Annotated in this window: 14 protein-coding genes and 1 pseudogene; 13 read left to right on the forward strand and 2 right to left on the reverse strand. The window is 58.9% G+C overall.

The window, feature by feature from the left end; genetic code table 11:
• The 3 genes and pseudogenes from AB5Y80_RS17025 to AB5Y80_RS17035 all read left to right on the forward strand — a co-directional run.
• A pseudogene (locus AB5Y80_RS17025) lies at positions 1-191 on the forward strand (hypothetical protein); the annotation flags it as partial.
• Positions 188-610, forward strand: coding sequence for a hypothetical protein (locus AB5Y80_RS17030; protein ID WP_368173212.1), 423 nt, complete (start codon positions 188-190; stop codon positions 608-610). The pseudogene AB5Y80_RS17025 and the gene AB5Y80_RS17030, both read left to right, overlap by 4 nt.
• A 14-nt stretch (positions 611-624) precedes the next feature.
• On the forward strand, positions 625-1,305 hold the full coding sequence (locus tag AB5Y80_RS17035) for a TIGR02642 family protein (RefSeq protein WP_368173235.1): 681 nt from the start codon (positions 625-627) through the stop codon (positions 1,303-1,305).
• 1,299 nt (positions 1,306-2,604) lie between these two features.
• On the opposite strand, the gene umuC is transcribed toward AB5Y80_RS17035, so the two are convergent.
• Together umuC and umuD are read right to left on the reverse strand one after the other, a co-directional pair.
• On the reverse strand, positions 2,605-3,885 hold the full coding sequence (gene umuC / locus AB5Y80_RS17040; protein WP_368173236.1) for a translesion error-prone DNA polymerase V subunit UmuC: 1,281 nt from the start codon (positions 3,883-3,885) through the stop codon (positions 2,605-2,607).
• A complete protein-coding gene (gene umuD, locus AB5Y80_RS17045; protein ID WP_368173237.1) occupies positions 3,882-4,304 on the reverse strand; it encodes a translesion error-prone DNA polymerase V autoproteolytic subunit in 423 nt (140 codons plus the stop codon). The genes umuC and umuD overlap by 4 nt, the downstream gene beginning before the upstream one ends.
• 123 nt (positions 4,305-4,427) lie before the next feature.
• On the opposite strand from umuD, the gene AB5Y80_RS17050 reads away from it, so the two are divergent.
• The 10 genes from AB5Y80_RS17050 to AB5Y80_RS17095 all read left to right on the forward strand — a co-directional run bounded on the left by AB5Y80_RS17050 (position 4,428) and on the right by AB5Y80_RS17095 (position 12,184).
• Positions 4,428-4,622 carry a DUF3283 family protein gene (locus AB5Y80_RS17050; RefSeq protein WP_201894766.1) on the forward strand — a complete coding sequence of 65 codons (195 nt, stop codon included), beginning with the start codon at positions 4,428-4,430 and terminating at the stop codon, positions 4,620-4,622.
• A gap of 1 nt (position 4,623) precedes the next feature.
• Positions 4,624-5,079 (forward strand): hypothetical protein, encoded by a 456-nt coding sequence (locus tag AB5Y80_RS17055; RefSeq protein WP_368173238.1) that lies wholly within the window; start codon positions 4,624-4,626, stop codon positions 5,077-5,079.
• Positions 5,080-5,216: 137 nt separating this feature from the next.
• Positions 5,217-5,531, forward strand: coding sequence for a phage holin family protein (locus tag AB5Y80_RS17060; RefSeq protein WP_045789814.1), 315 nt, complete (start codon positions 5,217-5,219; stop codon positions 5,529-5,531).
• Complete coding sequence (locus AB5Y80_RS17065; protein ID WP_368173239.1) at positions 5,531-6,013, forward strand: TIGR02594 family protein; 483 nt, start codon at positions 5,531-5,533, stop codon at positions 6,011-6,013. Before AB5Y80_RS17060 ends, AB5Y80_RS17065 begins: the two co-directional genes overlap by 1 nt.
• Before the next feature lie 53 nt (positions 6,014-6,066).
• On the forward strand, positions 6,067-6,291 hold the full coding sequence (locus tag AB5Y80_RS17070) for a hypothetical protein (protein WP_042880547.1): 225 nt from the start codon (positions 6,067-6,069) through the stop codon (positions 6,289-6,291).
• 1 nt (position 6,292) lies between these two features.
• A complete protein-coding gene (locus AB5Y80_RS17075) occupies positions 6,293-6,523 on the forward strand; it encodes a hypothetical protein (RefSeq protein WP_096119258.1) in 231 nt (76 codons plus the stop codon).
• A gap of 233 nt (positions 6,524-6,756) precedes the next feature.
• Positions 6,757-7,626, forward strand: a complete 870-nt coding sequence (locus AB5Y80_RS17080) for a terminase (RefSeq protein ID WP_368173240.1) — start codon at positions 6,757-6,759, stop codon at positions 7,624-7,626.
• Positions 7,627-7,661: 35 nt separating this feature from the next.
• Entirely contained in the window at positions 7,662-8,309 is a 648-nt protein-coding gene (locus AB5Y80_RS17085; RefSeq protein ID WP_368173241.1) for a hypothetical protein, read from the forward strand.
• A 51-nt stretch (positions 8,310-8,360) separates the two neighbouring features.
• Positions 8,361-10,058, forward strand: a complete 1,698-nt coding sequence (locus tag AB5Y80_RS17090; protein ID WP_368173242.1) for a terminase — start codon at positions 8,361-8,363, stop codon at positions 10,056-10,058.
• Positions 10,058-12,184 carry a portal protein gene (locus tag AB5Y80_RS17095; protein WP_368173243.1) on the forward strand — a complete coding sequence of 709 codons (2,127 nt, stop codon included), beginning with the start codon at positions 10,058-10,060 and terminating at the stop codon, positions 12,182-12,184. The genes AB5Y80_RS17090 and AB5Y80_RS17095 overlap by 1 nt, the downstream gene beginning before the upstream one ends.
• The last annotated feature ends 63 nt before the right edge of the window (positions 12,185-12,247 follow it).

Raw genomic sequence — 12,247 nt, forward strand, 5'->3', positions numbered from 1 at the left:
TGGCCCAGCGCGCCGAGCACACCCGGGTGCTACCGCTTTGCCCGCGACATCATCGTGCCTGCTACCCCACAGGGTTCCACGCCGCCCCGCGTTCCTGGCAGCAAGAGCACGGCAGCGAGGAGACCCTGCTGGAGCAGGTGGCCAGAGAAGTCACCGAACTGCGAAAGAACACCATCGGGAGGGCTGCATGATCCACCTCACCGCCCTCGATGCGGCCCGGTTGCTGGGTCGCAGCCCGAAGGTCAGGAGCGCAGCCAAGCTGGTGCGCAAGGCCCAGCAGGTCACTTCCCTGCACGACAAGGTGCTGGCCCAGCTTGTTGGTTTCCCTGACCCGGCCACCGAGCTGTTGTTCCACCCCAAGCGCAAATGGCGCTTCGACTACGCCTGGGAGGAGCAGAAGCTCGCCCTCGAAATCCATGGCGGGATCCACTCCGGTGGCCGGCACACCCGGGGGAGGGGGTTCGTAGAGGACCGGACCAAGATGAACGAGGCCACCTTGCTCGGGTGGACCGTGCTGGAAGTTACCCCGGAACACATCAAATCCTGCCAGTTGCGCGCTTGGCTGCTCGCCGCTTTCAATCAGGACCCAGACCAGAGGACCAAACCATGACCCACGCTATCGAAATGGCTCTGCGCCTTTTCTCGCCGAAAGGTGCACTACATGAACCCTCGTCCGGTCGCTCCAGCACGCTGGGGAGAGAGGAGTTTCTGGGAGCCCTGCAGGTGGCCGCAAAGAGCAACCCGCAAGGGCTCCAGTTCCTCATGGCCGACCACCTGGGGGACGAGCAGGCACTGGCTTCGCTGCTGACGCACTTCAGCACCACGCTGGGCTGCGAAGAGGCCGGTGGTATGGCCATGGCTATCCTGCTGCGCCGCCCCCTGTCTGAGCAGCTGGAGCACTTGGTGCTGTCTCACCCGCACTATGACAAGGAGCGCCGCCGGGCCGCCGTGGTGATGGAGAAGGCCAAGCGAGCTCACCGCGGTGGCAATGGCCACGAGTACCAGCGCCTTCTGGCCGAGCGGAACGCGATCTTGTCTCTCGCCCACGACCACTGTGTCGCCGAGATGCTGCAATCCGGCCGCTGCCCGCACTGCAAAGGGACTGGTATCCGCCCCCGCAAGGGTGACGAGTGCCCGAAGTGCCACGGCACCGGGCGAGTGGTACCCCATGCCGATATGGTCGCGCGCCGGTTCGGGCAGGAGATGCGCCGGTTCGTTGAAAAAGCGGTCGATGAAGTGATCCACCAAGCGTCAGACTTGTCCAAACTCATGGATCGGCAGGTGATGGAGATGCGAGCGGCATAGACTGGTTTCATACACCATGTGGGCTTGAGTATGTTATTTCCATACGTGAACCGAGAAGGTGTATGATGAGAATGAGATAATAAGATTTTGATTTATATGCTTTTTGTGCTTTCCGTGAGACGAGCGACAGTGTTTATTACGCAATAATTTTATTGACGTTACGGATAGCATTGGCCATGATTCACCTGCAACTCGACACCAATGGTTACCAATCCGATAGCCGTCGGTGCTAAAGAAAAAGGGCCCGAAGGCCCTTGGTTACAGCTGGTAGTATCGGACTTTGATGGCTTCTGGGTCGTTACCCCAAGAGCTATCTGGTAAGTAAGGCTGCACTACCGCAACCACAATTGATATTAGCGTTCCCACAAAAACCTCGGCCAAGGTTATGTGGAGCTTTGTTAAGAACCACCTTATCAGTTTCTGAAAGGTGGTTTTTTCATTTTGGGTTGGATTGCAGTGTCGGCCGGGTGGCCGTTTTGGTTGTGGCATGGGGAACCCCCTTTGTTTGCCGGGTTGTGGGCGGTGAGACGCCCGTGATGCGTCTATCTGTTGTTCTGCTCTTCGACATGGCTTTTCCCTCTTGGTAGTGACGGTAACGACACAATAATGTAGTGCCTTTCTCTCTTCGAAATACACGATAGTGAGGTCTGTACGGCATTGCAATCTGTGGATAACGCATTGGCTGTGGATAAAGAGTGGGTATCGGGTTGGGGGTTAGTGGGCACTCACTGTGAGTGGGTTTACACCAGATTGATTCGGTAAATGCAAGTCTGACTTTTATGTGCAGTAATTTTATTGAACATTTTTTGCTTGCAAATACCGTGTGGTTTTCGTAGCGAAATCACTCTGCGTGCCCTGTTACGTAAGGGATTCAGGGAAAACGAGTCCATTGTCAGCTAATCTGCTTTCTGTGAACTTAGCTGCGTCTCGGAGTCTGGGTCAGATTCGGGACCTTGACATCCCTCATTCATTAGGCTGCGCTCATGGAAAGCAAGTTGATACCTACCGCTCTTCAAGTCGCTGGTTGGGGGATCCTCCACGGCGATTTCTTTGACTTCCACGAGGTGGCCGAACGGTTGGGCATCCCTGTTGAGGTGGCCCGCGAGGCCGTCATTTATCTCCGGTCACTCCGCTATGTGGAGACGCAGGCGGAGTCGAGAAGCTGCAAGCGTGAGGCGGGCAAGAGAAGCTCAAAGCGTGTGTTTATCAAGGTCCTGGCGATCCACCCCGAGCCACCGGTGCTATCCCACCCCCTCAAGTTGAATGTACTGCGCTCAAAGCTGGCTCGCCTTTCCAAGGCTATGCCTTCACCTCGGGGAGCTCGTTGATGCAGGTGGTGTAGCGGGGGCTAAGCTGTTCCCTCTTCATCATCCACTCCCGGGTATCCCGGCCCCTGGCCGCGAAGTAGACCTTTCCCAACCGCCCCTGGTTGATCTTGTCGATGACCTGCATCAGTGCCTCGCTGCGGGGGGATTGCTGCTCCGCTGCGAATAGGTCGCCCTGCTGCATGTTGGCGGGGGTGAAGTCGGCCAGCATGACGCCCCCTTTCTGGTATCGCTGCTCGTCGCGCCAGATGCGCGGGAGCAGTTCCGGGATCAGAGCCAGCAGCGCCCGGGTGTCATGGGTGGGCATGGCCAGCTTGGCGCTCACCTGGTTGCCGTAATAGGGCTCCCGGTCGCTGAACGGGCTGGTGCGAATGAACAGGGTCACGTGCCGACAGCACATCCCCTCCCCCCGCAGCTTCTCGGCAGCCCGCTCCATGTAGCCCGCCAGCGCCTGGTGCATGGGGCCTATCTGGGTGATGCGCTCCCCAAACGAGCGCGAGCAGATGATCTGCTGCTTGGCCTGGGCCTCTTGCTCCAGCTCGGCGCAGGGGATCCCCCGTAGCTCCTGCACGGTACGCTCCACAACTACGCCATAGCGGCGCCGCAGTGCCTTGGGATCGGCTGCGACCAGTTCGGCCACCGTCTTGATGCCCTGAGCCTCCAGCTTGGCCGACAACAGCCTGCCAATGCCCCATATCTCGTCCACCGGGGTGATCGCCATCAGCCGAGCACGCCGCCCTTCATCTCGCAGATCCACCACACCACCGGTGGCGGGCCACTTCTTGGCGGCGTAGTTGGCGAGCTTGGCGAGGGTCTTTGTGGGGCCGATGCCGACCCCCACGGTCAGCCCGGTCCACTGCTGCACCCGCTCGCGAATCTGGCGGCCATAGGCCACCAGGTCGCCCGCCCAGGACTCGCTCAGCTCGATGAAGGCCTCGTCGATGCTGTAGACCTCCACAGCCGGGGCCATCCCCTCCAGGATGCTCATCACACGACTCGACATGTCACCGTAGAGGGCGTAGTTGGAGCTGAACCATACCCCGCCCATGGCCTCGAAGAACTGGCGGATCTGGAAGTAGGGCACGCCCATCTTGATGCCGAGCGCCTTGGCCTCTGCAGAACGGGCAACGACGCAGCCGTCGTTGTTGGAGAGCACGACGATAGGCCGCCCCTTTAAATCAGGCCGGAACAGCCGCTCGCAGGAGGCGTAGAAGTTGTTCACATCGACCAGGGCAACGGCGCAGCTCTTGTTCATGGCGCGGGCATCTTGTGGATGACGAAGGTAACCACACCGAAGATCTCCAAGTGCTGTCCGTCACTGAAGTAGATGGGGCGATAGGCAGGGTTCCCTGGGAGGAGGCAGACTGAGGGGCTGAGCTGGAGCTGCTTCACAGTGAACTCGCCATCTACGGCCGCAACAACCACGCTGCCATGCGCTGGCTTGCTGCTGCGGTCTACGACCAGCATGTCACCATCGTGGATCCCGTGCTCTACCATGCTGTCCCCGGCAGCCCGAACGTAATAAGTCGCGGCCGGGTGCGCTATGCAGAGCTGGTTCAGGTCGATGGTCTGTTCCACATAGTCCTGGGCGGGCGACGGGAAGCCGCAGGCGGCAGGGGAGAGGAACAAGGGGATTTCCAACGCCGGGGCGTCGAGGTCGGGAACTGCAAACATGGTTTTGGGCTCGTAGTGCTGTATATAAATACAGTATAGCGATGCCCGTGGTGAAGATCACCGTGGAGCGATTGACTCCGGATTCAGGTAATATCGGCAGGTGCCCTATGCGTGGAGTCGCCAATGTCATTCAATCTGTGCTCCCTGCCGAAAGAAGAGCAGGAGAAGGTCGAGGTAGAGAAGGCCGCCGCCTATGCGGTGTGGAAGGAAAGGAACCCTGAGATCAAGCAACCCGCCGAGAGCGAGGCCGGGAACTACAAGGGGGAGATGCAGGCCTACTTCCTGCAGCAGGTCGAGCGGTACCGAAAGGTGAAATAAAGTGCGTATGACTCAGGAAACTGAAGGGCTGAATGCGTTGGTAAAAAGGGCAAGTGATAAACATCACAAGCCTTACTATGACTGGATACGAAATGTCATCACCCTATCCGTCGCGGCATTGACCAGCCTGGTCGCACTTCAGCAAAGCTACATCCCCAAAGAGCCGAAGTTCATCTGGATGCTGGCGCTGTGCTGGATAGCCTTGTTGTGCACGATCCTCTCTGGAATTTATGCTCTAAGGTCAGAATTCATGTCTTATCTTGACTCGATTGATACCTTAAACAGGATGCGCAAAGAGAAAGGAGAGGCAAGGGCGATACAGGAGATTCAGAGAACAGGTTTAACTGCAAAGCCGAATCGTTGGCATCGCCTAGCAGTAATGATCATGCAGTGGTCATTTGTGATAGCACTATTCGGACTTAGCATGTTTGCAGTATTGAACCTCCCCATGCAGTAATGTCCGACAGGCGCGCGCTGGTTGAATCCCCGGCGCCCCAGCGTTAGTATTGCTCAAAGATGGCCAGAGTCTCCGTGACCCTGGCCTTTTTCATTTCTGGCCCGCCTCGTGCGGGCTTTGTCGTTTCTGGAGGGGCGATGACGCCTGACAAGGATCCACAGAACTACAGCGTGCTCGCCTATCTGGCATTCGGCGGGCTGAGCGTATGGGGAGGGCTTGTGACCTACATACAGACGGTGAAACGCGAGGGAAGGCAGTTCCGATGGGCCGAGGCGCTGCTGCAGGTGGTGGTGTCAGGGTTCGCCGGGATGTTGACCATGCTGCTGAGCTGGTACATCGCAGCCCCGCTCCCGTTGTGCGGCTTCATGGCTGGCCTGGCTGGCTTGATGGGGTCGAAAGCACTGGAGCTGTACGAACGCCGGGCAACCGGCTGGATGGGAGGGAGGGAGTGATGGTGAAAATGCGCTGGGTAGATGAAGCCCGTAGGCATATCGGGTTGACGGAGATTAAGGGGCCCCAACACAACCCCGAGATCGTGGCGATGTGGAAGGCCATCAAGAGGGGTGGCATCCGTGATGATGAAACCCCGTGGTGTGCCGCCTTTGTTGGATCGTGCCTGGAGCGGGTCGGTATTCAGTCCACCCGGTTCGAGGGTGCGCGTTCCTATGCCTCCTGGGGGGAGAAGCTGGAAAAGCCGGTGGCAGGCTGCGTAGTGGTGTTCTCCCGGGATGGTGGCGGACACGTTGGGTTCGTAGTGGGGCAGGACAAGGCAGGCAATCTGCTGGTATTGGGCGGCAACCAAGCTGACGCGGTGAACGTGAAGGCGTTCCCTCGCTCCCGGGTAACCGCATACCGCTGGCCCGCCGGTGAGCCGAAGCCTGTGGGGGAATTGCCTGTGATGGCTGCGGCAGAGTTCTCGAAGTCCGAGGCATAGGCGCAAGCCTTGCCAATATCGCCGGGTAACCGGTAACAGCAGAGGAGAGTGCGATGGAACACATCGTTGAGGTGGTCATCAACTGGATTGTCATCCTGATGGCTGTAGTGGGCGGCGCGTCCATGGTGGTGCAGGGGCTGGCCAAGATCGCGGCCGTCACCCCGTCCACCCGGGACGATGAGGTGATCGGGAAGGTGCAGGCCTTCTTGGTTGGCCTGACCAAGGTGCTGGACAAGCTGGCTATGAACCTGCCGGCTGAGAAAGCCAGGAAGCAATAACATGAACAGCTTGCTCCAACTGCTCGACATTCTAACGGCCCTTCTGGGCCGTTGGCTTAAGCGGGAGAGGGCAAGGGAGGTGCAGGAAAGCCATGACAAGAATCATGCGGACCCACAGGGGCGTTTTGCTGAGCGTTTTGGTGCTGCTTCTGGCCAGTTGCCAGACAGCTCCAAGCCAAACAGCGAACTGCCCGCCACCCACACCCAGGCTGACATGGAACCCCGCCGCTAATGGCGGGGTTTGTCTTTCTGGGGAATCCACAGCCGACCTACTGGACTATCTCGATGCACTGGAGCGATGCGGTGGTTAATGGCATTACCGTGACCGGGGTTGTTACTCAGGTGAGGGAGTATGACGGGAGTCAGGCCCTGGTCACCCTGAATACTGGCGTCTCCGTCGTAGTACCGGCTACCCATGAGCCTGTACCTGGTGATGCCATCGTCGAAGGCGAGTTATCTCTCTAAATGGCAAAGACCGACTGGGCACAGCTCAATGCAGAGTTCCTGCAGGAGCATGAAGCGACAGGCATCAGTGCGAAAGACTGGTGTGACAGCCGCGGCCTGAACTACAACTCGGCGCGTCGCTATTTGAAATCCCGGGGGCAATCCCCTGCGCAACCTGACAAATCTCGCGTAGCTGCGCAATCTGCGCATTCCGAAGTGCGCAAAACTGCGCAATCTGCGCAAAGTGCGCAAGCCAAGGGGAATGAGGCCAAGGCCAAAGGGGGAGAGCGAAGAGAGGAGAAGTCCTCCGCATCCACTCGCACCCCGGCAGACTCATCCCAGAACCCGAAAACAAACGGCCGGGACAGCAGCGGCCGCTTCACCGAGGGCAACCCTGGCAACCCCAACCCGGTCACGAAGTGGAAGCCCGGCGACCGCCCGGCGCTGACCCATGGCGGATATGCCAAGTTCCTTGATGCTGAGGAGCTGTTCGACCAGGCCCGCGAGCTGCAATTACGCGACGAGCTGGACTTCACCCGGGCTCGCGTCATCTCCGTCACCAAGCTGCTCAAGGGGCTGCAGCAGGACCTGGTCACGGCCAGCGAGATGACCGACAGGATCGCGCTCTACGACAAGATCCTGAAAGCCGAGCAGGCCCTCGACCGCAACATCCAGCGGATTGAGTCCATCGAGCGGACCCTGAGCGCCTTGCGCATTGACGAGGTGAGCGTGCCGAAGATTGAGGAAGATACTCGGCGCATCCGGGCTGCGGCCCGCAAGCTGACCGCCGAAGCCGATAGGCTGGAGAAAGATGGCGGTAGCGAGTCCACGCCTGTCAGTGAGATGGTCTCCGAGCTGCAGGGGATGGGGACTGGCGGGTTGATGTCGTGATAAAGTACACAAAAAATACTTTAGGTTTAACTGATATGGCTGAAAAGAACCAAAAAGACGTTGAGGATAGCAATGAGGTTGAGCGTCTTTATAGAAGAAACTCACTATTCGCGGCTAGCGTGATATCCATATATTCGATTGCAGGTGGCAAACTAGATAATGATGTTTCAGTTGGGTTCACCAAGGTCAGCTTTAGCAACCCTCATGCTTTAGAATATTCATTGGTTGTGGTTGCTGTTTATTTTTGTTGGCGCCATTGGCTTGTTAGTAAAGAGCTTCGTGCAAGATTTATAGAGAATGCATTTAACTCAGTCAGTGAACCCAAATGGATTGAGGTTATACTTTTTGACAAAATCAGGTCGTTGATTGAACAGGATGGTAGACGCATTCTGGATGAATCCATTGCGTTAAATAACCCATTCAAGCGACGACTAAAGGATGTTGGGTTTTTGCATTTTAAGTATGCTTTTTCATTTACGGATGATTTTAGCGATAGAATCGATAAAGTTTTTGAGATTAATGTTTATGAACACCCATTGGTATTTTTAGTTTTAAATATTAAATATAGATTTGCATGCCTAAAAAACTCTCTAAATGACACTCATTTTGGTGATGGAGTAATACCGATTTTAATGATGATCGTAGCGTTGATACTATATAGCCTAAATCTAACTCTACGATAGAGTTTATAACTAACCCGCCTCGGCGGGTTTTTTATTGCCTGAGATCCACTGATGACCGAACTCGACACCTCCGCCATGACTGAGCAGGAGCAGATGGCCTACATCCGCTCGAAGCTCAGCGATAAGTGGTGGCGAATGAACAACCTCTACATGATCGAGAACGAGCAGGGCCAGTTGGTGCGCTTCCGGCTGCGCCCAGCGCAAGAGCTGCTGTTCAAGACCATGTGGTGGCTGAACATCATCCTCAAGGCGCGCCAGCTTGGGTTCTCCACGGCCATCGACATCTATCTGCTGGACGAGGCGCTGTTCAACAAGAACCTCAAGTGCGGGATCATCGCCCAGGACCTGACGGCCGCCGGCGAGATCTACCGCACCAAGATTGAAGTCCCGTTCGATAACCTGCCCAGCTGGCTCAAGGCCCAATTCAAGGTGGTGACCCGGCGCGGCGGGGCGAATGGCGGTCACATCCTGTTCCGGCACGGCTCCAGCATCCAGGTGGCCACTTCCTTCCGGTCCGGTACAGTCCAGCGCCTGCATGTCTCCGAGCACGGGAAGATCTGCGCCAAGTACCCGGAGAAGGCCAAGGAGGTGCGAACCGGTACCCTCAACGCAATCCACCCAGGCGCTATCGCATTTATCGAGAGCACAGCGGAAGGTGTTGGTGGTGACTTCCACTCCATGAGCATGAAGTCGCTGGAGCTGTCTCGCTCAACTGGCGAGCTGACCCAGCTGGATTGGAAGTTCCACTTCTTCGCCTGGTGGCAGGATCCCAAGTATCGCGCCGACGTCCCCGCTTCCGGTGTGGTGATGAGCAAGGCACAAGCGGAATACTTCGCCGCGGTGGAGAAGGCGATGAGCTGCACCATCAGCGACGAGCAGCGGCAGTGGTACGTGCTGAAAGAAGGCACGCAGCGTGGGGAGATGAAACAGGAGTATCCCAGCACGCCGCTGGAAGCGTTCCTGACCTCCGGGCGCCGTGTGTTCGACCCCATCGCCACCATGGAGGCTGAGGGCGATTGCATGGCCCCGCTCATCGTCTACGACATCGACCCTGTGACCGGAAAGCGCGAGAAGGCTCGCAAGCCGGAGAAGCTGGACGAGCAGGGGCAGCGCTCGCTCGAGAACATGCTGCTGGTCTGGGAGCTGCCAGACCCCGACGAGGATTACGCCATCGGCGCCGACGTGGCGGAAGGGCTGGAGCACGGCGACCGTTCAAGCCTGGATGTCACGGCCAAGAGCGACGGCCGGCAGGTGGCCCACTGGTTCGGGCATCTCGACCCGGGGCTGTTTGCCCAACTGCTTGCCCACGTTGGCAGGTTCTACGGCACCGCAGAGCATGGCCCGGCCTACATCGGCCCTGAGCGCAACAACCACGGCCACGCTGTGCTGCTCAAGCTCCGTGAAATCTACCCGACCCGACGCATCTACACCCAGGAGCACATCGACCGGGACCGCGACGACGAGACCCCGCGCCTCGGCTGGCTCACCACTCGACAGTCCAAGCCGATCCTGGTTGATGGCCTCAAGGCCCTGCTGCGTGCCGGGCAGTCCGGGATCCGCTGGATCGGTACCATTTCCGAAGCCACCACCTACGTCTACGACAAGAGCGGCAGCATGAACGCCCAGGACGGCTGTTTTGATGACCAGCTCATGAGCTACATGATTGCCCAAGAGATGCGTGCCCGGATGCCGGCCCGCATCGTCAAACCTGAATCCTTCCGCAAACCCAAGCACTGGATGGCCAACTGATGATCAACGCCCAACCCAAGGCCCCTGAAAAAGGCGGCCTCGATACCCCGCGCCTGCTCAAACTGATGAGCGATATCAATGGCCAGCCGGACTGGCGAAGCCTTGCCAATCGGGCGTGCGCCTACTACGACGGCGATCAACTGCCTCCCGAGGTGGTGAGTGTGCTCAAGGCACGGGGCCAGCCCATCACCATTCACAACCTGATCGCGCCGACCATTGACGGCGTGCTAGGTATGGAGGCCAAGAGCCGCACCGATCTGATGGTGATCGCCGATGACCACGACGACGAGCTGGAGCAACTGGCCGAGGCCGTCAACGCCGAATACGCCGATATGTGCCGCCTTGGCGGACTGGACCGCGCCCGGGGCGAGGCCTACGGCGGCCAAATCAAGACCGGCCTGGGCTGGGTTGAGGTGTGTCGCCGTGATGACCCGTTCGGCCCACGATACAAGTTCAGCAACGTCCACCGCGACGAGGTCTATTGGGACTGGCACAGCCGGGAGCCTGACCTGAGCGACTGCCGCTGGCTGATGCGACGCCGCTGGGTTGATCTGGATGAGGCCAAGACCATGTTCCCGAGCAAGGCACAGGTGCTGCAGTGGGGCGTCAACGACTGGGAGGGGGTCGTGAGCCTGACCTCCATCGAGGGGCTGGACCCCAATCTGGTCAGCGCCTATGACGAGTGGAGCCAGTTCAGCGGCAAGGAGATCGAGTGGTGCAGCCGGGAGCGGGATCGGGTGCTTCTGCAGGTGGTCTACTACCGCACCTACACCATGCGTCAGGTGCTGATGCTGGACTCCGGTCGGGCACTGGAGTACGACAAGGCCAATCAACTGCACCTGGCTTCTGTGGCCATGGGGCGCGCCAAGCTGGAGCGCTGCCCGGTGGCCGTGATCCGGGAGTCCTGGTTCGTCGGCCCCCATCATCTGGTTGATCGACCCTGCTCTGCGCCCCACAACATGTATCCGCTGGTGCCGTTCTGGGGGTACCGCAAAGACCGCACCGGTGAGCCCTATGGGTTGATTGTTCGAGCCATGCCGGCGCAGGACGAGGTGAACCTGCGGCGCATCAAGCTGACGTTCCTGCTGCAGGCCAAGCGCGTCATCATGGACAAGGACGCTACCAACATGAGCCAGAGTCAGGTGCTGGAGCAGGTCGAGCGCCCTGATGGCTACATCGAGCTCAACCCGGATCGCGCCAACAAGACCAGCGTGAGCGATGCCTTCAAAGTGGAGCAGGACTTCAACGTGGCGGCCCAACAGTTTCAGGTGATGCAGGACTCGGTGAAGCTGATCCAGGACACCATGGGGGTTTATGCCGCTTTCCTGGGGCAGGGCTCCACCGGGCAGTCCGGCGTGGCGATCAGCAACCTGGTGGAGCAGGGGGCAACCACGCTTTCCGAGATCAACGACAACTACCGGATGGGCTGCCAGCAAGTGGGGCAGTTGGCGCTGGCGTACCTGCTGGAAGACATGGCCAACAAGCGCAACTACAAGGTGACCGTGAACCGGGAAGACCCCCGCCGCCGCAAGGCTGTAGTGGTCAATGTGGAGCAGGAGGATGGCAAACTCACCAATGATGTGACCCGGCTGCGGGCACATATCGCACTGGCGCCGATCCAGCAGACTGCCGCCTACAAGCAACAACTGGCCGAGCGGATGACCCAGGCCATGTCCCAACTTCCGCCCGCGGCGGCAGGTGCTTGCTTTGACCTGCTGGTCGAGCTGATGGATGTCCCGCGCAAGGCAGAGTTCGTGGAGCGGATCCGCAATGCCCTGAACATCCCAAAAGACCCGGACGAGATGAGCGACGAGGAGCGCGCGGCCGCCGAGCAGCAGGCTCAACAGGCCCAGATGCAGCAGGAGCTGGCCATGCGCGAGATGCAGGCCAAGCTGGCAGAGCTGGAGGGCAAGGCAGCCAAGTGGCAGGCAGAGGCCCAGCGCATCGCCAAGCTGACCGACTCCATCCGGTTCGAGGATGCCCTCAAGCAGGCCCAGACCGGCAAGACGCTGCAGGAGATGGAACGGCTCGCCGCCGAGCAGCAGAGCATCCAGGGGGAGCAGGCCGTGCTGCAGGCACAGCTGTTGGACACCATCCAGCAGCAGATCGACGCCATCGCGCTCTGATAGTTGCTTTCCTCACCGCCCAGCGTTACGATTTCCCCAACATGGCCCAGTCTCTCGAGATTG

This window comes from Aeromonas sp. R2-1 (assembly GCF_040908425.1).
GTDB lineage: Bacteria > Pseudomonadota > Gammaproteobacteria > Enterobacterales > Aeromonadaceae > Aeromonas > Aeromonas caviae.